The sequence below is a fragment of the Streptomyces sp. ADI96-02 genome (genome assembly GCF_003846185.1).
Classification (GTDB): domain Bacteria; phylum Actinomycetota; class Actinomycetes; order Streptomycetales; family Streptomycetaceae; genus Streptomyces.
This window is the reverse complement of the sequence record NZ_ML123034.1, coordinates 5197706-5216713: the sequence shown is the minus strand read 5'-3', so window position 1 is coordinate 5216713 and position 19008 is coordinate 5197706. Positions and strand designations below refer to the sequence as shown.

The following is a 19008-nucleotide window of genomic DNA, read 5'->3' as shown; positions in this document are numbered from 1 at the left end:
GCCTCTCTCCGTCGAGAACACGGAAAACCCGGCGCGGCCGGAGCGACACCCGCGCCCGGTGGTGCGAGCATCTGGACGGGGTCCGCGGACCGCGTCCCGACCCGGGACGGCGTACCCGCCCCGTTCCCCTGTACGGCCACCACAACGGTCCGAGGAGAGAGACGACGATGACCGAGGCTGCCGCCCGGCGCACGCCCGGAACACCTTGCTGGGTGAGTCTGATGGTGCACGGCCTGACCGCGACCCAGGAGTTCTACGGAGCCCTGTTCGGCTGGGAGTTCCGTCCGGGCCCCGACCAACTGGGCCCCTACGTGCGCGGCCTGCTGCACGGCAAGGAGGTCGCGGGCATCGGTCAGCTGCCGCCCGACCGGCACCTGCCCATCGCCTGGACGACCTATATCGCCACGGACGACGCCGACCTCACCGCGGAGGCGATCCGCGCCTGCGGCGGCACGGTCGGGGTCGGACCGCTGGACGCGGACGTCGCGGGCCGGCTCGCCATCGCCTCCGATCCGGGCGGAGCCGTCTTCGGCGTCTGGCAGGGCGCGGAGCACGTCGGCACCAAGGCGACCGGCATTCCCGGCACGCCCGTCTGGAACGAGCTGGTGACCCGTGAGACCTCGATGGTCGCGAAGTTCTACCAGATGGTCTTCGGTTACGAGACGGAAGCCGTGGTCTCGGCCGACTTCGACTACCAGACCCTGCACCTGAAGGGCCGTCCGGTGGCCTCCCTGCACGGCGTCGGGCACGCGCTTCCGCGCGACCGGGGCCCGCACTGGATGACGTACTTCGAGGTCGCGGACACGGATGAGGCGGCGGCCCGGGTGGTGGAGTTGGGCGGGCACGTCCTCCAGCCGCCGCGTGAGAGCTCCGGCGGCCGGATCGCGACGGTCGCGGACCCGGAGGGCGCCGCGTTCACCCTCATCCGGTCCTCGGGGTCCTCGGCGAAGTGACCGGTCCGGGCGCCGGCCACCGGGCCGGCGCCACGGGCTCAGCCCTCGGCGGCGACCGGCAGCACGTCCGGGGACAGCGTGCCCGCGCGGGCCGTGCCGGCGGTCATCCGGCGGCGGTGGTGACGTCGGCACAGCACCTCGTAACCGACCTCGCCCGCCTGCCGGTTGACGTCGCCGACGACGACCTGGGCTCCCTCGACGACCATCTCGCCGTCCACCGTGCGGGCGTTGTGCGTGGCGCGCGCGCCGCACCAGCAGAGCGCCTCGACCTGAAGGGCCTCTATCCGGTCGGCCAGCTCGATCAGCCGCTGCGAGCCCGGGAAGAGCTTCGTGCGGAAGTCCGTGGTGATGCCGAACGCGAAGACGTCCAGGCCCAGGTCGTCGACGACCCTGGCGAGCTGGTCGATCTGGACCGGGGCGAGGAACTGGGCCTCGTCCACGATCACGTAGTCGACCCGGCCGCCGCGGCTGATCTGGTCCACGAGGTGCGCGTACACGTCCATGCCCTCGTCGGCCTCCACCGCGTCCGTGACCAGGCCGAGGCGGGAGGAGAGCTTGCCCTCTCCCGCACGGTCGTCCCGGGTGAAGATCACGCCCTGGAGTCCGCGCGCCGAGCGGTTGTGACCGATCTGCAGGGCCAGCGTGCTCTTTCCGCAGTCCATGGTTCCGGAGAAGAACACCAGCTCGGGCATGAGGGGTCGAGCACCTTTCACAGCGGCGGGGCGAGGGAGTGGGAGAGATCGGTTACGAGCGTACTTCGAGGAGCGGAACGAGCTGTTCCACGGGGGTCAGTGAGCCGTGCATGCCGACCATCGCCGATTCGTGCGGCTCGTTGACCGACGCGGTGATGACCACGTCGTCGTGGGCGGCGGCCACCACGTCGCCGATGCGGCCGTACACCCGCTCGTCGACCCGGGGCCCGAACCAGCCCGCCGCGATCGCCTCGTCCCGGCTCGCCACCCAGAACTGCTCGCCGAGCACCTCGCGCCACACGGCCAGCACGTCCGACTGTGCGCCGGGCACCGCGTAGACGTGCCGGGCGCGGCCCTCACCGCCGAGCAGGGCGACCCCCGCGCGCAGCTCCCAGTCCTCGTCGAAGTCGATCCGGGACCGCTCGTCGAACGGGATGTCGATCATGCCGTGGTCGGCGGTGACGTACAGCGCGGAGCGCGGCGGAAGCTGCTCGGCGAGCCGGCGGGCGAGCCCGTCGACGTACATCAACTGGCCGCGCCAGGCGTCGGAGTCGACGCCGAAGCGGTGGCCCTTGCCGTCGACCTCGCTGTAGTACGTGTAGACGAGCGAGCGGTCGCCGGCGGCGAGCCGTTCGGCCGCGACGTCCATCCGCTCCTCGCCGGAGAGCCGGCCGAGGAACGAACCGCCGCTGAGCGCCACCTTGGTGAGCGGGGTCTGCTCGAAGGCGGGCGCGGAGACCTGCGCGGTGCGCACCCCGGCGGCGTCCGCGAGCCGGAAGACGGTGGGGTGGGGCTGCCACGCCTTCGGCTCGGTCCACGGCTTCCAGCGGAGCTGGTTCATCAGCTCGCCGGTCTCCGGGTTGCGCGCGGTGTAGCCGGGCAGTCCGTGCTCGCCCGGCGGCAGCCCCGTGCCGACGGAGGCGAGCGAGGTCGCGGTGGTGGACGGGAAGCCCGCGGTGATGGGGCGGCCGGTGCCGCCGCGCGAGGTGGGGAGCAGCGAGTAGAGGAAGGGCGCTTCGTCCGGGTGTGCGGTGATCTGCTCCCAGCCGAGGCCGTCGATCAGGAAGACGCAGTTGCGGTCGGCGGGGGTCAGCTCCTCGATGGCGGCCGAGAAGCCCGGCACCTCCTGGCCCGCGACGAGCGTCGGCAGCAGGTCGGCCAGGGAGCCGCCGCCGTACGCGGGGACGGGCGCGGTGTCGAGAGCGAGCGGGACGGGATCCGGCCAGGCGGGCTGGACCATCAGCGGCCGGTCGCCGCGGTGGCGGCCGTGGCCTCGGAGAGCGACTGGGCGAAGGCGAGGGTCTGGCGGACGGTGTCCGGCCCGTCGCCCGCCTCGCTGACCCGCAGGCTCAGGTCGTCCGCCGTGGAGCTGCCCGTATAGCCGTGGTCCGCCTCGCAGTTGGTGTCGCCGCAGGCGGCGGGCTCCAGGTCGATCCGGGAGACCGCGCCCCAGCCGATGGTGAGGACGACCTCGCGGGGCAGGGTGCCCGCCACGTACTTCTCCGGGTTGGCGACCACCCGGCTGACCACCACGGACGAGATCCGGTCGAGCTTGACCGATTCGGTGGAGGTGGTGGCGTACGGCGTCGGGGAGCTGGTGTCGGCGGCCTGCTCGTCGGTGTGGCTGACGATGAACCGGTGCTCGGTCAGCACCAGGACCGTGACGTGGCGACGGACCTCGTTGGAGTCGAAGGTGGTCTCCTGGTGCACCAGGTACGAAGCGACCGGCTCCCCGCCGACGGCGGCCTCCACCGCCTCGGCCACGAGGGCCGGGTAGTAGCCGCTGCGCTCGATCGCCGCGCGCAGCCCCTGGGTCGTGGTACCGGTCTTTGCCATACGCACCATCCTACGGGGGGCCGGTGACTGCCGGGAACGCCGTGCGGCGGCCCGCGCGGTCGCGGATCAGTAGTTCGGGAGGCGGCGGGGGCCGAGGTCGTCGCGGGCCGGCGGCGGGGCGAGCCGGACGCTCGCGCCGAGCACGCTCAGCCCGTGCGGGGCGACGACGACCGGTTCGAGGGCGACCGAGACCACTTCGGGGCGGTCGTCGACCAGCCGGGAGAGCCGGAGCAGGAGTTCTTCGAGGGCCGCCGTGTCGACGGGCGTCGCGCCGCGCCAGCCGAACAGCACGGGGGCCGCCCTGATGGAGCGGATCAGTTCGGCGGCGTCGCGGTCGGTGGCCGGAACGAGCCGGTGCGCCGTGTCGCCGAGGAGTTCGGAGGGCGTGCCCGCCAGACCGAAGGAGAGGACGGCTCCGGCCGCCGCGTCGATGGACGCCCGCACCACGGTGTCGACGCCTCGCGGGGCCATCGACTGGACGACCGGCAGCAGTTCGGCGGGCGAGCCGAGCAGGTCGGTCAGGTCGCCGTAGGCGCGGCGCAGCGCGTCCTCGTCCGCGAGGTCGAGCCGGACGCCGCCGAGGTCGGCGCGGTGGCGCAGGTGGGGCGCGGTGGTCTTCAACGCCACCGGGTAGCCGAGGTGCGCGGCGGCGGTGAGGGCGGCCTCCGCGTCCGAGGCGGGCAGCGTGGGGCGCACGGCGATGCCGTAGCGGCCGAGGAGGGCGCGGGCCTCGTCGTGGCCGAGGGACCGGCCGCGCGGGTCGGGCGCGGTGCCGAGCAGTTCCTCGATCAGCGCGGCGGCGCCCTGCTCGTCGATGGTGTCGTCGAGGAATTCGGGCACCTTGCCGGGCACGGCCGCCTGGCGTCGCCACTGGGCGTACTTGACGGCCTCGGCCAAGGCGCGCACGGCGCGTTCCGCGGCCGGGTAGGCGGGGATCCGGCCGGGGCGGACGGTCTGCTCGTCGGGGGTTTCGGCGTCGGCGGGCGGTGTCGCGGCGGCCCGGGGCGTGGGCGGAACGGTGTCCGGGGCCGCGGACCGGGAGGCCGGGCCGGCGGGCGCGGGCGGTCCGGCGGGCCGTGCGGGGGCGGTCCGCCGCTCGGCGGCCGGCGTGCGGGGGCGCGGTGCGGCGGTGCCGCTGGCCGCTGCCAGCGCCTCGGCGAGCCCGCCGATCTCCACGTGGACGACGGCCACCGGCTTCGCCGGGCCGCCGGCCGCCGCGCCGCGCAGGGCGGCGGCCAGCACCTCGCCGTCGCCGGTCTCGGCCTCGCCGTTCTCGCCGACCCACGGGATGGCGGTGACGATCACGGCGTCGCAGGTCCCGTCGGCCAGCGCCGCGGCCAGCGCGTCGCGGAAGTCCTGCGGGGAGGCCGCCGTGGTGAGGTCGATCGGCGGGCGCGGGCGCAGCCCCTCGGCCAGGCAGGCGTCGTACGTGAGGAGGCCGAGCGACTCGGAGTTGCCGAGGATCGCGACCCGGGGGCCGGCCGGAAGCGGCTGGCCGGCCAGCAGCAGCCCGGCGTCGACCATCTCGGTCACCGTGTCGACCCGGATGACGCCCGCCTGGCGCATCAGCGCGGAGACGGTGGCGTCGGGGATGCGGCTGACGGGGACGGCGTGGCCGGGCGGGGTGGAGCCGCTGTGGCGGGCGCCCTTCACCACGACGACGGGCTTGAGCGCGGCGGTGCGGCGGGCGAGGCGGGTGAACTTGCGCGGGTTGCCGAGGGATTCGAGGTAGAGCAGGGCGACGTCGGTGTCCTGGTCCTCGTAGGAGTACTGGAGGAAGTCGTTGCCGGAGACGTCGGCCCGGTTGCCCGCCGAGATGAACGAGGACAGACCCGCGCCGCGCCGGTGCAGACCGGAGAGCAGGGCGATGCCGATGGCGCCGGACTGGGTGAACAGGCCGATCCGGCCGCGGGCCGGCGACTCGGGGGCGAGGGAGGCGTTGAGCCGGACGGTCTCGGCGGTGTTGATGATGCCGAACGCGTTCGGGCCGATGATGCGCATCCCGTACGAACGGGCCTGGCGGACCAGTTCCCGCTGGAGCTCGCGGCCCTCGGAGCCCCGCTCGGCGTATCCGGCGGAGAGCACGACCAGGCCGCGCACGCCGTGTTCGCCGCAGTCGGCGACCGCTTCGGGCACCCGGTGGGCGGGGACGGCGATGACGGCCAGGTCGACCCGCTCGTCGATCTCGCCGAGGGAGCGGTGGGCGGGGACGCCGTCGAGGGTGGGCAGGCCCGCGTCGAAGGCGCGGTTCACGGCGTACGTCCGGCCGGTGTACCCGGAGGCGAGGAGGTTGCGCAGGACGGTACGGCCGACTCCGCCGGGGGTGCGGCCGGTGCCGATGACGGCGACGGAGCCCGGTGCGAGCAGCCGCTGCACCGAGTGGGCCTCGGCTCGTTGCTCCCGGCCGCGCTGGACGGCCAGGGACTTCTCGGTGGGTTCGAGGTCGAGGGTGAGGTGGACCGTGCCGTCCTCGAAGGTGCGCTGCTGGGTGTAGCCGGCGTCCCGGAACACCTTGATCATCTTGTTGTTGGCGGGCAGCACGTCGGCGGCGAAGCGCCGGATGCCGCGCTCGCGGGCGACCGCGGCGATGTGTTCGAGCAGGGCCGAGGCGACTCCGCGGCCCTGGTGGGCGTCCTGGACGAGGAAGGCGACCTCGGCCTCCTCGGCGGGTGCGGAGGCGGGCCGGCCGGCCGCGTCGATGCGGTCGTAGCGGACGGTCGCGATGAACTCGCCGCCGACCGTGACGGCCAGCCCCACCCGGTCGACGTAGTCGTGATGGGTGAAGCGGTGCACGTCGCGGTCGGACAGCCGGGGATACGGGGCGAAGAACCGGTAGTACTTCGACTCGTCGGACACCTGCTCGTAGAAGCTGACCAGCCGCTCGGCGTCGTCGGTGGTGATCGGCCTGATCCGCGCGGTTCCGCCGTCGCGGAGCACCACGTCCGCTTCCCAGTGGTCGGGGTACGCGTGATGCGGACTCTGCTCCGGCGTGGGCTCCATGGAAGCAGCCTACGGCTGCGACCCCGGTGGCGGAGGGTCCGGTGCCGGGGCAGTCTGAGGACGTCCGGGCGGTGGGCGACGCGCGGACGGGTGCGGGTGGGAGGCCGGGCGGAGCACCGCGTACCGCATGAGAGACTGGTCTAGACAACCATTGATATGTGAAGGGCAGAACCATGGCTGAGCGCCGCGTCAACGTCGGTTGGGCCGAGGGCCTGCACGCCCGCCCCGCTTCCATCTTCGTCCGTGCCGCCACGGCCTCCGGCGTCCCCGTGACGATCGCCAGGGCCGACGGCAACCCGGTGAACGCCGCGTCCATGCTGGCCGTCCTCGGCCTGGGCGCGCAGGGCGGCGAGGAGATCGTGCTCGCATCCGCCGCGGACGACGCCGAGGCCGAGGCCGCTCTGGACCGTCTGGCGAAGCTGGTCGCCGAGGGCCTGGAAGAGCTCCCCGAGACCGTCTGAACCGCCCGGCCCGCGCGGGCCGGACTTCCGGTCGCCGACCGGGAACCTTCTTCGAAAGAGCCGTGGAGCCTCCGGGCGCCGCGGCTCTTTCTTCGCCCGTGCCGCCAGGAATTCGACATTCCAGAAATTCGGTGCGCCGGGAATCCGGTGCGTCAGGAATCCCGGTGCGCCAGGAATCCCGGTGCGCCGGAAATCCGGGCAGCGCGCATTCGTTGAGCATGACGGCGGGAAGTACGGCGACGAACCGTGAATTCCTCCTCCTTGTATACGGCGCTCGCGTTAATGGCGGGCGCCCGCGGTGTTGACGCCGTGTTGCGACGTCCTCACCGCGCTCGCCCGGGGCGGAGGCGGGGTACGCCGGGCCGAGCGGCGCGGCCGATGCGCGGCGGCGGCCCGTTCCGCGTGCTGGGCCGCCAGCGCCCTGGCCCGTTGAGCGTCGCCGCGCGTCACGGCGTCCACGATCGCCCCGTGCTCGGCCCACGAGTCGACGGGCCGGGCAGGCTGCTCGACGGTGTACATCCAGGCGGTCTTGTGCCTCAGCTGCGTGAGCAGCGCGATGAGTCCGGGGCTGCCGGACGCCTGGGCCAGGGTCTCGTGGAACCAGCCGCCCAGGGACCGCAGATCCTCGCCCTCGCCCCGGCGCGCCCGCTCCTGCCCCAGTCTGACCAGGCCGCGGAGCACCTTGAGGTGGGCCTCCGTACGGCGCTGCGCCGCCCGCGCCGCACCCAGCGGCTCCAGCAGCATGCGGGCCTCCAGGAGATCGGCGGCGTCCCGCTCGGTGGGCTCGGCGACACAGGCCCCGGCGTGTCTGCGGGTGACGACGAACCCTTCGGCCTCCAGCGTGCGCAGCGCTTCGCGCACCGGCACGCGGGAGACCCCGTACCGTCGGGCCAGCGGCTCCTCGGTGAGGCGGCTGCCTCGCTCGTGGACACCCGAGACGATGTCGTCACGGATCGCCGCGCATACCGACTGCGCGGGAATGCGCATATCCGAACCTCCGCCTTGATCCCCGCGAAACGCGGCCGACCGACGCCTGTTCTGCGACTCTAGGGCAATCGGCCGCGATTTCCGATGGCAGGTCGAAATCCAACGCGCTTTTCGGCCGGGAAGACGGTCCGAGAAGGGAAACCGGTCGGGACGGAAACCGGTTCGGACGGAAACCGGTTCGGACGGAAACCGGTTCGGACGGAAACCGGTTCGGACGGGAAAAGCCGAAGGCCCCGGCAGGGGTGCCGGGGCCTTTCTCCGGTCAAGCGCCGCGCCGTCGCGCGGGGCGGACGCGGAGCGTGCGGGCGTCAGACGCTCAGACCGTGCGAACGGAGGTAGGCGACGGGGTCCAGGTCGGAGCCGTACTCCGAAGCGGTCCGGGCCTCGAAGTGCAGGTGCGGGCCGGTGGAGTTGCCCGTGGAGCCGGCGAGACCGATCTGCTGGCCGGAGGCCACGCTCTGGCCGACGGAGACACCGATCGAGGAGAGGTGGCCGTACTGGGTGTACGAGCCGTCCGCCATCCGCAGCACGATGTTGTTGCCGTACGAGCCGCCCCAGCCGGCCTCGACGACCGTACCGGCGCCGACCGCGACGACGGACGTGCCGGAGGCCGCGAGGAAGTCCACGCCGGAGTGGCTGCCGGAGGACCAGAGCGAACCGCCGGTCCGGTAGCCGGTGGTGACGTGGGATCCGGCGACCGGGAGGTGGAAGGCGTTCAGCCGGGCGCGCTCGGCGGCGCGGGCGGCACGGGCCTTCTCCTCGCGGATTTCCTCGGCGCGGGCCTCGGCCTTGCGCTCGGCCTCCGCCTTCGCCTCGACGCGCGCCGCCCTGGCCTCGGCCTCGGCCTTCGCCTTCGCCGCCGCTTCGGCCTGGAGCCGCTGGACCTCGGCCTGGGCCTCGATCTGCTCGGCGAGCGAGGTGTCGAGGGCGATGGCCTGGGTCAGGCCCGTGTCGACCACCTGGGAGGCCGTCTCGGAGTCCGCTGCGAGCGCCGGGGAGGCCAGCGAGCCGAGGACGCCGGTGGTGGCCAGGGCCGCGATGCCGGTGGCCTGGGCGCGCCTGCGGGTGGGGCGGCTCGGGGCACGGTGCTTCCCGGTGGCACGGGTGAACGCCATGGAGGAGCTGATCCTTTCCTTCCTTCTCGCCTACCGGGTTAGCTGACGGGTTCGGAGCAGGAAGGTCTCCTACGGATCCCCGGGCCGGGTCGCGGCACGGAGTTCCGATTCACCCCAGGGACTGTGTGGGTCCCCGGCTCCCCAGGCTCGCGCCTGACGGGGACTCGGCGATGACTGTCCGGCGCCGCGGATGCGGCTGACGGGTGGCGGACAGCCGGGCCGACGCTAAGCGGGGGGCCTTCCCATCACCAAACGGACAGCGGGGTTTGTCGCACATCCCACAGGACATACGCACCATCACTTCACCAAGGGCGACAGAAGCACTCAACGGTGCCAATCGGGCAAACGGCGGAACCCCGGTGGACCGTCGTCCGCCGGGGTTCCTCTGCCCCGCGCCCGGGAGCCCCGGGGTACGGGCGTACCCGTGCCGGGGAGTCCCGGTGCACGGGAGACGCGTCAGCCGCTGACGACGGACACCTCTCCGATGCCGAGCGCCTTCACGGGCTCCTCGATCTGCGCGGCGTCGCCCACCAGGACCGTGACGAGCCGGTCCACCGGGAAGGCGCTGACCACGGCCGCGGTCGCCTCCACCGTGCCCGTCTCGGCGAGCCGGGCGTAGAGGTGGGCCTGGTAGTCGTCGGGGAGGTGCTGCTCGACCTGGTCGGCGAGGGTGCTCGCGACGGAGGCGGCGGTCTCGAACTTGAGCGGGGCGACCCCCACCAGGTTCTGCACGGCCGTCTCGCGCTCGGCGTCGGTCAGCCCCTCGGCCGCCAGCGTCCGCAGGACCGTCCAGAGGTCCGCCAGCGCCGGACCGGTGGATTCCGTGTCCACCGAGCCGCTGATCGCGAGCATCGCCGCGCCGCCGGAGTCGGGGCCGGAGGAGCGCAGCACCTGGGCGAAGGCGCGTACGCCGTAGGTGTAGCCCTTCTCCTCGCGCAGCACGCGGTCCAGCCGGGAGGTGAGCGTGCCGCCCAGGCAGTACGTGCCGAGCACCTGGGCGGGCCACACGCGCTCGTGCCGGTCGGCGCCGATGCGGCCGATCAGCAGCTGGGTCTGGACCGCGCCGGGCCGGTCCACGATGATCACGCGGCCGGTGTCGTCGGCGGTGATCGGCGGCACCGGGCGGACCTGGCCCGCGTTGCCCGACCAGTCGCCGAGGGTGTCGGCCAGCAGCGCGTCCAGGTCGATGCCGGTCAGGTCGCCGACGACCACGGCCGTCGCGGTGGACGGGCGGACGTGGGCGTCGAAGAAGGCGCGCACCGCGGCGGCGTCGATCCGCCGTACCGTCTCCTCGGTGCCCAGGCGCGGGCGCGACATCCGGGCCGTGGCCGGGAAGAGCTCCTTGGAGAGCTGCTTCGCCGCCCGCCGGGCCGGGTTGGCCTGCTCGTGCGGGATCTCGTCCAGCCGGTTGCCGACGAGCCGCTCGATCTCGCTCTCGGCGAAGGCCGGGGCGCGCAGGGCCTCGGCGACCAGCCCGAGGGCCTTGGCCAGCCGGGAGGCCGGAACCTCCAGGGAGACCCGGACGCCGGGGTGGTCGGCGTGCGCGTCGAGGGTGGCGCCGCAGCGCTCCAGCTCGGCGGCGAACTCCTCGGCGCTGTGCTTGTCGGTGCCCTCGGAGAGCGCCCGGGACATGATCGTGGCCACGCCGTCCAGGCCCTCGGGCTCGGCGTCCAGCGGCGCGTCCAGGAAGATCTCCACGGCCACGACCTGCTGGCCGGGGCGGTGGCAGCGCAGCACCGTCAGCCCGTTGGGCAGGGTGCCGCGCTCGGGCGCGGGGAAGGCCCAGGGCCGGGCGGTGCCGGGGGTGGGCTGCGGGTGGTACTCCATGGCTGCTCCAGTCACGGCGGCGTCGCTCACTTGTCCGCTCCCTCGGGCGCGTCGGCGCCCTCGTCGTCCGCGTCGGACGGCTCGATCGGCTCGTACACCAGCACCGCCCGGTTGTCGGGTCGCAGCGCGGCCTCGGCCGCGGCGCGCACCTCCTCCGCGGTGACCTCCAGGACCCGCCCCACGGCGGTCAGCGCGAGCTGCGGGTCGCCGAACAGGACCGCGTAGCGGCACAGTTCGTCGGCGCGGCCGGCGACCGTGCCGAGCCGGTCCAGCCACTCGCGCTCCAACTGCGCCTGGGCCCGTTCCATCTCCTCCGGGGTGGGTCCCTCGGCCGCGAACCGGGCCAGCTCCTCGTCGACCGCGGCCTCGATGCGCTCCACCTCGACGCCGCCCGAGGTCTTGACGTCGAGCCAGCCCAGCGAGGGCGCACCGGCCAGCCTCAGCAGCCCGAATCCGGCCGCCACCGCCGTACGGTCGCGGCGGACCAGGCGGTTGTGCAGCCGGGAGGACTCGCCTCCGCCGAGCACGGTCAGGGCCAGGTCCGCGGCGTCGCAGGCGCGGGTGCCGTCGTGCGGGAGCCGATAGGCGGCCATCAGCGCGCGCGCCGGGACCTCCTCGTGGACCACTTCGCGCAGCTGCTCGCCGATGGTCTCGGGAAGGGTGCCGTCGCGGGGCGGCTGCTTGCCGTCGTGGGACGGGATGGAGCCGAAGTACTTCTCCACCCAGGCGAGGGTCTGCGCGGGGTCGATGTCGCCGACCACCGAGAGGACCGCGTTGTTGGGCGCGTAGTACGTGCGGAAGAACGCGCGGGCGTCCTCCAGCGTGGCCGCGTCCAGGTCGGCCATGGAGCCGATCGGGGTGTGGTGGTACGGGTGGCCCTCCGGGTAGGCGAGGGCGGTCAGCTTCTCGAACGCGGTGCCGTAGGGCACGTTGTCGTAGCGCTGGCGCCGCTCGTTCTTGACGACGTCGCGCTGGTTCTCCATGGACTCCTCGTCGAGCGCGGCGAGGAGCGAGCCCATCCGGTCGGCTTCCAGCCACAGGGCCAGCTCGACCTGATGGGTGGGCATGGTCTCGAAGTAGTTGGTCCGCTCGAAGCTGGTCGTCCCGTTGAGCGAGCCGCCGGCCCCCTGGACGAGCTCGAAGTGACCGTTCCCCTTGACCTGTCCCGAGCCCTGGAACATCAAGTGCTCGAAAAGGTGAGCCAGACCGGTGCGTCCCTTGACCTCGTGGCGCGAACCGACGTCGTACCAGAGGCAGACCGCGGCGACCGGGGTCAGATGGTCCTCGGAGAGCACCACACGCAGGCCGTTGGCCAGGCGGTACTCGGTCGCTGTCAAGCCGCCGGAGCCGGCCTGGGCGGTGGCCGTGTGACCCATGGGCATGTACGTCCCTTCGATCGCGATACTGGACTTCCTGCCAGACCTGCCACTCTAAGCAAGCGCACCGGCGCATGGCGAAGTTCCCGTTCCGCCGATCTCGTCGTGGTGACCGTGGACGGCGGTGCCGGCGATGGCGTCGGCGGTGGCGTCGGGACCGGTGCCGACGCCGTCGTGCCGGGGCCCGGGGCGGGTCCCCGGGGTCCGTTCGGACGGGTCGAGGTCGGCGTTGTCAGTGCGGCGGTCCACAATGGTCCGCGTCAGTACCTCAGGTTGTCCGAACAGAATCTGTGAAGGAGCCGCAGCCGCGATGGCCCGCCGTAGCACGAAGACCCCGCCGCCGGACGACTTCGAGGAGAAGATCCTCGACATCGACGTCGTCGACGAAATGCAGGGCTCCTTCCTCGAGTACGCGTACTCGGTGATCTACTCCAGGGCCCTGCCCGACGCCCGCGACGGCATGAAGCCGGTGCACCGCCGCATCGTGTCCCAGATGAACGAGATGGGCCTGCGCCCCGACCGGGGGTACGTGAAGTGCGCCCGTGTCGTCGGCGAGGTCATGGGCAAGCTGCACCCGCACGGGGACGCGTCGATCTACGACGCCCTCGTCCGGATGGCCCAGCCGTTCTCGATGCGGCTCCCCCTGGTGGACGGCCACGGAAACTTCGGTTCGCTCGGCAACGACGACCCGCCCGCCGCGATGCGGTACACCGAGTGCCGGATGGCCGACGCGACGTCGCTGATGACGGAGGCGATCGACGAGGACACCGTCGATTTCCAGTCGAACTACGACGGCCAGGAGCGCGAGCCGGTCGTCCTCCCCGCGGCCTACCCCAACCTCCTGGTCAACGGCGTGTCCGGGATCGCGGTCGGCATGGCGACCAACATGCCCCCGCACAACCTGGGCGAGGTCATCGCCGCCGCACGGCACCTGATCAAGCACCCGGGCGCCGACGTGGAGACTCTGATGCGTTTCGTGCCCGGCCCCGACCTGCCCACCGGGGGCCGCATCGTCGGCCTGAGCGGTATCAAGGACGCGTACACGGCGGGCCGCGGCTCCTTCAAGATCCGCGCCACCGTCGCCGTGGAGAACGTGACGGCCCGCCGCAAGGGCCTCGTCGTCACCGAACTGCCCTTCACCGTCGGCCCGGAGAAGGTGATCGCCAAGATCAAGGACCTGGTCTCGGCGAAGAAGCTCCAGGGCATCGCGGACGTCAAGGACCTCACCGACCGGGCCCACGGCCTGCGTCTGGTCATCGAGGTGAAGAACGGCTTCGTGCCGGAGGCGGTGCTGGAGCAGCTCTACAAGCTGACGCCGATGGAGGAGTCCTTCGGCATCAACAACGTGGCACTGGTCGACGGCCAGCCGCTCACCCTGGGCCTCAAGGAGCTGCTGGGGGTCTATCTCGACCACCGCTTCGAGGTCGTGCGACGGCGCAGCGAGTTCCGGCGGACCAAGCGCCGCGACCGGCTGCACCTGGTCGAGGGCCTGATCGTCGCGCTGCTCGACATCGACGAGGTCATCCGGATCATCCGGGACAGCGACAACTCGGCGCAGGCGAAGGAGCGTCTGATGGCGCACTTCTCGCTGAGCGAGATCCAGACCCAGTACATCCTGGACACTCCGCTGCGCCGCCTGACCCGGTTCGACCGGATCGAGCTGGAGAGCGAGCGGGACAGGCTCAACGGCGAGATCGACGCGCTCACGGCGATCCTGGAGTCCGACGCGGAGCTGCGCAAGCTGGTCTCCTCCGAGCTGGCCGCGGTGGCGAAGAAGTTCGGCACGGACCGGCGCACGGTGCTGCTGGAGTCGGCCGGTTCGCAGGTCGCCTCCGTGCCGCTGGAGGTCGCCGACGACCCGTGCCGGGTGCTGCTCTCCTCGACGGGCCTGCTGGCCCGTACGGCGAACGCGGACCCGGTCGAGATCTCCGAGGACGTCCGGCGGACGAAGCACGACGTGATCGTGTCGGCGGTCGCGGCGACGGCGCGCGGCGATGTCGGGGCGGTGACCTCCGCCGGCCGGCTGCTGCGCCTGTCGGTGATCGATCTGCCGCAGCTGCCGCACACCCACGCGGAGCCCAACCTCTCCGGCGGGGCGCAGGTCTCGGAGTTCCTGACCCTGGACGCGGGTGAGGAGCTGATCTGCCTCACGACGCTGGACGAGGCGTCGCCCGGTCTGGCGATCGGCACGCTGCACGGTGTGGTCAAACGGGTGGTGCCGGACTATCCGGCGAACAAGGACGAGTTGGAGGTCATCACCCTCAAGGACGGTGACCGCATCGTGGGCGCGAGCGAGCTGCGCACAGGGGAGGAGGACCTGGTCTTCATCACCACCGACGCCCAGCTGCTCCGCTATCCGGCGGCTCAGGTGCGCCCGCAGGGGCGGCCCGCCGGAGGCATGGCGGGCGTCAAGCTGACGGCGGGGGCCGAGGTGCTGTCGTTCACGGCGGTGGACCCGGCGGCGGACGCGATCGTGTTCACCGTGGCCGGGTCGCACGGCACGCTGGACGACTCGGTCCTGACGTCGAAGCTCACGCCGTTCGACCAGTATCCGCGCAAGGGCCGGGCGACCGGCGGGGTGCGCTGCCAGCGGTTCCTGAAGGGCGAGGACGTCCTGGTGTTCGCCTGGGCGGGCGCCACTCCGGCACGGGCGGCCCAGAAGAACGGCTCCCCGGCGCAGTTGCCCGAGCCGGACCCGCGGCGCGACGGTTCGGGTACGCCGCTGCTCCAGCCGGTGGCCGTGATCGCGGGGCCGGTGTGGGCGTAAGCCCGCGAGCGGCCGGGGAGACGGGAGACGCCGGAGACGGAGGAGGGCGCGGCGAGCACCGAGGTACACCCCCGGCGGCTGCGCCCCGCCCCCTGACCGGCGGCTACGCCTCAGCTGCCGCTTCTTCCGCCGCGGGGGTGTGCTCCTGTACGTACCGGAGCACACCCCACATGGCGCGTTCGGCATCGGCGGTGTCCGGCGTGCCGGCGGAGGACCGGTCGGCGGCCGGAGACCGCTCTGAGGCCAGGGGCGGGCAGGAGGCCGAGGGCGGGTCGGTGCGGCAGCCGAGGAGAGCGTCGCGGAGCCCTTCGGCGTCCAGGCCGGCCCCGATCATGACGAGCTGGGTGAGGCGCTGTCCCCCGCGCGCCCACGGCTGCGGGGCGAAGCGCAGGAACCGGCCGACGGCGTGCAGCGCGTACGCGTTGGACGGGTCGCCTGCGCCGAAGTCCACGAAGCCCTTGATCCGGTACAGGCCCTCGGGCCGCGAGTCGAGGAAGGCCATGAAGCGGCGCGGGTCCATCGGCGTGTCGGAGGTGAAGTCGACGCTGTCGTAGGCCGCGTGCAGATGCGCCGCACGGCCCGCTCCCCCGTGCCCGTGCTCGTGCCCGTCACCCTCCTCTCCGGCGCGCTGCTCATCGCCTGCGAGCTCCTCCTCCCGCAGGAGGTCCTCGAAGGTGAGCTGGCGGACCTTCTCGTCGGCGTCCGACCGCAGCGCGGGATCGAAGAGCAGCTCCGGATCGATCCGCCCGTGGGTGGCGGAGACGACGGCCGCGGGCCCGCTCAGGGCCGCGACGGTCTCCCGCAGCCGCTCCTGCTCCGCCGCGCCGACCCGGTCCGTCTTGTTCAGTACGACGAGGTCGGCGACGGCGAGATGGCGGTCGATCTCCGGATGGCGCTCCCGGGTCCGGTCGAACTCCGCCGCGTCGACGACTTCGACCAGCCCGCCGTACAGGATGTGCGGGTTGTCGCTGGCCAGCAGCATCCGTACGAGCTCCTGCGGTTCGGCGAGCCCGCTCGCCTCGATCACGATCACGTCCAGGCGGGCCGACGGCCGGGTCAAGGTCTCCAGGAACGTGTCGAGTTCGCTCGCGTCGACGGCGCAGCACAGGCAGCCGTTGCCCAGCGAGACCGTGGAGCCGACCTGGCCCGCCACGGTCATGGCGTCGATCTCGATGGCCCCGAAGTCGTTGACGATGACGCCGATCCGGTTTCCGGCACGGTTGCGGAGCAGGTGGTTGAGGAGGGTGGTCTTGCCCGATCCGAGGAAGCCCGCCAGGACGACGACCGGAATCTGCTGGGTGCGGGGCGGGGTCAACGGGGGCCTTCCTCATCGGGGTGTCAGGGCGCGGGGACCGGCTGCGGGGCGGGGATGCCGACGTAGCGGGCCGCAGGACGGATGATCTTCGAGTCCTCCGCCTGCTCCAGGATATTGGCGCTCCAGCCGATCACCCGCGCCGCGCAGAAAGTGGGGGTGAACATGGCGCGCGGCAGGCCGCAGAGCTCCATGACGACTCCGGCGTAGAACTCCACGTTGGTGTGCAGTTCCCGGCCGGGCTTGAGTTCGGCGAGGATGGCCTCGACCTGGCGCTCGACCTCGACGGCGAAGTCCACCAGCGGGCCGCCGAAGCCCTGGGCGATCGTCCGGAGCATCCGGGAGCGGGGGTCCTCGGTGCGGTAGACGGGGTGGCCGAAGCCCATGATGCGACGGCCCGAAAGTACTTGTTCGCGGATCCACCCGTCGATGCGGTCCGGGGTGCCGATGGCGTCCAGCGTGTCCAGGGCCCGGCTGGGGGCTCCGCCGTGCAGCGGGCCGGAGAGCGCGCCGACGGCGGCGACCAGGCAGGCGGCGACGTCGGCGCCGGTGGAGGCGACGACCCGGGCGGTGAACGTCGAGGCGTTGAAGCCGTGGTCGACGGTGGAGATCAGGTACTGCTCGACGGCCCGGACGTGCGCTGGCTCCGGTTCCGTTCCGGTGAGCATGTACAGGTAGTTGGCGGCGTAGGGCAGGTCCTCGCGGGGCTCGACCGGGGCGAGGCCCTGGCCCAGGCGCTGGAGCGCGGTGAGGACGGTGGGCACGGCGGCGCAGGCGGCGAGCGCGTCCTCGCGCCTCCGGCCGGCGTCGATGTCGTAGACGGGACGGAACCCGGCGGAGGCCCCGAGCAGCGACAGCGCCGTGCGCAGTCCGGCGAGCGGTCCCGAGGCGGCGCCCGCGCGGGCGATGGCCGGCAGGGCCTCGCGTACCTCGGCGGGCAGGGCGCGCAGGCTCGCCGTACGGGCGGCGAAGGCGGCTCGGGCCGCCCGGTCGGGCAGTTCACCGTGGAACATCAGGTACCAGACGTCCTCGAAGCTGCGGGTGCGCGCCAGCTCGATCGCCGAGTACTGGCGGTAGTGGTAGAAGCCTTCCCGGCCCCGGACGTCGCCGAGCGCGGTGTCCGTGACGACGACGCCGGCGAGGCCCCGAGGAGTGGCGAGCGGGGTGCGGGGATCGGCGGCTGCGGCAGGGGTGGTGGTCATGTCGGTTCTCTCCTCGCACATGGAACGTTGATTCGACTGTCCATGCTTGACGTGATTACTGTCAATATTGATTGAATCAATATGAAATGCCGAAACCCCTGCATCTAGCGATGGATCAAGGACGGGAGGGATGACGGGTATGGATACGGTGTCCGCCATGACGGATCGAGAACCGCCGGACCACTCCCCGGGCCCGCCCCGGCTGACCACCCGGGAGGCCGCGGAGCTGCTGGGCGTGAAGCCGGAGACGGTGTACGCCTACGTCAGCCGCGGGCAGTTGAGCAGCACGCGGGCCGCCGGCGGGCGGGGCAGCACGTTCGACGCGGACGAAGTGCGGGCCCTGGCCCGGCGTTCGGGTCGGCGCGAACCGTCCGCCGCCGGCGGGGACCTGGTCTTCCGGACGGGCATCACGCTCATCGAAGGGGACCGCTACTACTTCCGGGGCGTCGACGCGACCGAGCTGGCCCGTCACCACAGCTACGAGGAGGTCGCCGAGTGGCTGTGGACGGGTGACCTGAGGCCCGGCGTCCGCTTCACCGCGCCCGCCGGAACGCTGGCGGCGGCCCGCCGGACGGTCGACTCGTTGCCCGCCCACAGCGGCTCGACGGACCGGCTGCGGGCGGCGGTGACGGCGGCGGCGGCCGTCGACCCGATGCGATTCGACCTCTCGCCGGGCGCGGTGCTGAGCAGCGCGCGCAGCCTGATCCCGACGCTGGTGGGCGCGCTGCCCGTGCGGGGGGACGCTTCGGACACGGCGGACGGGGGAACACCGGAAGGGCCGGACGGCGGCCCGGTTCCGCTGGCGCGTGCGCTGTGGACGCGGCTCACCGCGCGTCCCGCCGACGCCGCGTCCCTCGCCGTCCTGGACGCCGCCCTGACTCTCCTGATCGACCACGACCTGGCGGCCTCCACCCTCGCCGCCCGGGTCGCGGCGTCGGCGCACGCGCATCCGTACGCCGTGGTCTCCGCGGGGCTCGGGGTGCTGGAGGGGCCGCTGCACGGGGCCGCGAGCGGTCTGGCGCACCGGATGCTCCAGGAGGCCGTGGACCGGGGCAGCGCGGTTCCGGTGGTGGCCGACCACCTGCGGACCGGACGCCGGGTCCCGGGGCTGGGGCACCGGCTGTACCGGGACGAGGACCCGCGCGCCCGGACGCTGTTCGCGCTGCTGGAGGACGTACCGCAGGCGGCCGAGGCGCTCGCGGCGGCTCGCGAAGTGGTCAGCACGACGGCCCGGCACGCTCCGCTGGCGGTTAATGTCGACCTGGCCCTGGCCGTGCTCTCCGTGGCCGGCGGTATGGAGGCCGAGGCAGGGGAAACGATCTTCGCGGTGTCGCGCACCGCGGGGTGGATCGCGCACGCCCTGGAGGAGTACGCGGAACGCCCGCTGCGGATCCGCCCCAGCGGGCTGTACACGGGACCCCGCCCACCACAGCCGCTGCCCGACCCGTTCCGGGAGCCGGGCAGCGCGGACTAGCACCGG

General features: G+C 72.9%; 15 protein-coding genes and 1 riboswitch. Of the genes, 4 read left to right on the top strand and 11 right to left on the bottom strand.

Features of this window, described 5'->3' with window-relative positions:
* Positions 1–167 precede the first annotated feature (167 nt).
* Complete coding sequence (locus tag EES43_RS23010; RefSeq protein ID WP_124270469.1) at positions 168–953, top strand: VOC family protein; 786 nt, start codon at positions 168–170, stop codon at positions 951–953.
* Positions 954–991: 38 nt separating this feature from the next.
* On the opposite strand, the gene EES43_RS23005 is transcribed toward EES43_RS23010, so the two are convergent.
* The 4 genes from EES43_RS23005 to EES43_RS22990 form a co-directional block, all read right to left on the bottom strand.
* Positions 992–1645, bottom strand: coding sequence for a thymidine kinase (locus EES43_RS23005; RefSeq protein WP_124270468.1), 654 nt, complete (start codon positions 1643–1645; stop codon positions 992–994).
* 52 nt (positions 1646–1697) lie between these two features.
* Positions 1698–2885 carry an alkaline phosphatase family protein gene (locus EES43_RS23000; protein WP_124270467.1) on the bottom strand — a complete coding sequence of 396 codons (1188 nt, stop codon included), beginning with the start codon at positions 2883–2885 and terminating at the stop codon, positions 1698–1700.
* On the bottom strand, positions 2885–3481 hold the full coding sequence (locus EES43_RS22995; RefSeq protein ID WP_124270466.1) for a DUF5998 family protein: 597 nt from the start codon (positions 3479–3481) through the stop codon (positions 2885–2887). The genes EES43_RS23000 and EES43_RS22995 overlap by 1 nt, the downstream gene beginning before the upstream one ends.
* 66 nt (positions 3482–3547) lie before the next feature.
* Positions 3548–6481, bottom strand: a complete 2934-nt coding sequence (locus tag EES43_RS22990; protein WP_124270465.1) for a bifunctional acetate--CoA ligase family protein/GNAT family N-acetyltransferase — start codon at positions 6479–6481, stop codon at positions 3548–3550.
* A 173-nt stretch (positions 6482–6654) separates the two neighbouring features.
* Between EES43_RS22990 and EES43_RS22985 the strand changes: the two genes are divergently transcribed.
* Positions 6655–6942, top strand: coding sequence for an HPr family phosphocarrier protein (locus tag EES43_RS22985; RefSeq protein WP_124270464.1), 288 nt, complete (start codon positions 6655–6657; stop codon positions 6940–6942).
* 279 nt (positions 6943–7221) lie between these two features.
* Here EES43_RS22985 and EES43_RS22980 read toward each other — a convergent pair whose 3' ends face one another.
* The 5 genes from EES43_RS22980 to EES43_RS22960 form a co-directional block, all read right to left on the bottom strand.
* The gene (locus EES43_RS22980) at positions 7222–7929 is read right to left on the bottom strand and encodes a GntR family transcriptional regulator (protein WP_124270463.1); all 708 of its coding nucleotides are present in this window, start codon (positions 7927–7929) and stop codon (positions 7222–7224) included.
* Between the two features lie 308 nt (positions 7930–8237).
* Positions 8238–9044 (bottom strand): M23 family metallopeptidase, encoded by an 807-nt coding sequence (locus EES43_RS22975; RefSeq protein ID WP_124270462.1) that lies wholly within the window; start codon positions 9042–9044, stop codon positions 8238–8240.
* Positions 9045–9056: 12 nt separating this feature from the next.
* Positions 9057–9224: riboswitch (cyclic di-AMP (ydaO/yuaA leader) on the bottom strand.
* A gap of 276 nt (positions 9225–9500) precedes the next feature.
* Positions 9501–10871: a M16 family metallopeptidase gene (locus EES43_RS22970; RefSeq protein WP_124272120.1), complete on the bottom strand. Its 1371-nt coding sequence runs from the start codon at positions 10869–10871 to the stop codon at positions 9501–9503.
* A 26-nt stretch (positions 10872–10897) separates the two neighbouring features.
* Entirely contained in the window at positions 10898–12253 is a 1356-nt protein-coding gene (locus tag EES43_RS22965; RefSeq protein WP_124270461.1) for a M16 family metallopeptidase, read from the bottom strand.
* 48 nt (positions 12254–12301) lie between these two features.
* Complete coding sequence (locus tag EES43_RS22960) at positions 12302–12496, bottom strand: hypothetical protein (protein ID WP_124270460.1); 195 nt, start codon at positions 12494–12496, stop codon at positions 12302–12304.
* 61 nt (positions 12497–12557) lie between these two features.
* Between EES43_RS22960 and EES43_RS22955 the strand changes: the two genes are divergently transcribed.
* Positions 12558–15014 carry a DNA gyrase/topoisomerase IV subunit A gene (locus EES43_RS22955; protein WP_124270459.1) on the top strand — a complete coding sequence of 819 codons (2457 nt, stop codon included), beginning with the start codon at positions 12558–12560 and terminating at the stop codon, positions 15012–15014.
* 103 nt (positions 15015–15117) lie between these two features.
* Here EES43_RS22955 and EES43_RS22950 read toward each other — a convergent pair whose 3' ends face one another.
* Together EES43_RS22950 and EES43_RS22945 are read right to left on the bottom strand one after the other, a co-directional pair.
* Complete coding sequence (locus EES43_RS22950) at positions 15118–16329, bottom strand: CobW family GTP-binding protein (RefSeq protein ID WP_124270458.1); 1212 nt, start codon at positions 16327–16329, stop codon at positions 15118–15120.
* A 23-nt stretch (positions 16330–16352) separates the two neighbouring features.
* Positions 16353–17528: a citrate synthase/methylcitrate synthase gene (locus tag EES43_RS22945; protein WP_124270457.1), complete on the bottom strand. Its 1176-nt coding sequence runs from the start codon at positions 17526–17528 to the stop codon at positions 16353–16355.
* Positions 17529–17685: 157 nt separating this feature from the next.
* Between EES43_RS22945 and EES43_RS22940 the strand changes: the two genes are divergently transcribed.
* Positions 17686–19002 carry a citrate synthase gene (locus tag EES43_RS22940; RefSeq protein WP_124270456.1) on the top strand — a complete coding sequence of 439 codons (1317 nt, stop codon included), beginning with the start codon at positions 17686–17688 and terminating at the stop codon, positions 19000–19002.
* Positions 19003–19008: the final 6 nt, after the last annotated feature.

What these genes read in the sequence shown, in the direction of transcription:
- EES43_RS23010 (WP_124270469.1), top strand. Translation starts at nt 168, where the DNA reads ATGACCGAGGCTGCCGCCCGGCGCACGCCCGGAACACCTTGCTGGGTG.
- EES43_RS22975 (WP_124270462.1), bottom strand. Translation starts at nt 9,044, where the DNA reads ATGGCGTTCACCCGTGCCACCGGGAAGCACCGTGCCCCGAGCCGCCCC.
- EES43_RS22990 (WP_124270465.1), bottom strand. Translation starts at nt 6,481, where the DNA reads ATGGAGCCCACGCCGGAGCAGAGTCCGCATCACGCGTACCCCGACCAC.
- EES43_RS23000 (WP_124270467.1), bottom strand. Translation starts at nt 2,885, where the DNA reads ATGGTCCAGCCCGCCTGGCCGGATCCCGTCCCGCTCGCTCTCGACACC.
- EES43_RS22940 (WP_124270456.1), top strand. Translation starts at nt 17,686, where the DNA reads ATGACGGATCGAGAACCGCCGGACCACTCCCCGGGCCCGCCCCGGCTG.
- EES43_RS22985 (WP_124270464.1), top strand. Translation starts at nt 6,655, where the DNA reads ATGGCTGAGCGCCGCGTCAACGTCGGTTGGGCCGAGGGCCTGCACGCC.
- EES43_RS22995 (WP_124270466.1), bottom strand. Translation starts at nt 3,481, where the DNA reads ATGGCAAAGACCGGTACCACGACCCAGGGGCTGCGCGCGGCGATCGAG.
- EES43_RS22945 (WP_124270457.1), bottom strand. Translation starts at nt 17,528, where the DNA reads ATGACCACCACCCCTGCCGCAGCCGCCGATCCCCGCACCCCGCTCGCC.
- EES43_RS22970 (WP_124272120.1), bottom strand. Translation starts at nt 10,871, where the DNA reads ATGGAGTACCACCCGCAGCCCACCCCCGGCACCGCCCGGCCCTGGGCC.
- EES43_RS22980 (WP_124270463.1), bottom strand. Translation starts at nt 7,929, where the DNA reads ATGCGCATTCCCGCGCAGTCGGTATGCGCGGCGATCCGTGACGACATC.
- EES43_RS23005 (WP_124270468.1), bottom strand. Translation starts at nt 1,645, where the DNA reads ATGCCCGAGCTGGTGTTCTTCTCCGGAACCATGGACTGCGGAAAGAGC.
- EES43_RS22955 (WP_124270459.1), top strand. Translation starts at nt 12,558, where the DNA reads ATGGCCCGCCGTAGCACGAAGACCCCGCCGCCGGACGACTTCGAGGAG.
- EES43_RS22965 (WP_124270461.1), bottom strand. Translation starts at nt 12,253, where the DNA reads ATGCCCATGGGTCACACGGCCACCGCCCAGGCCGGCTCCGGCGGCTTG.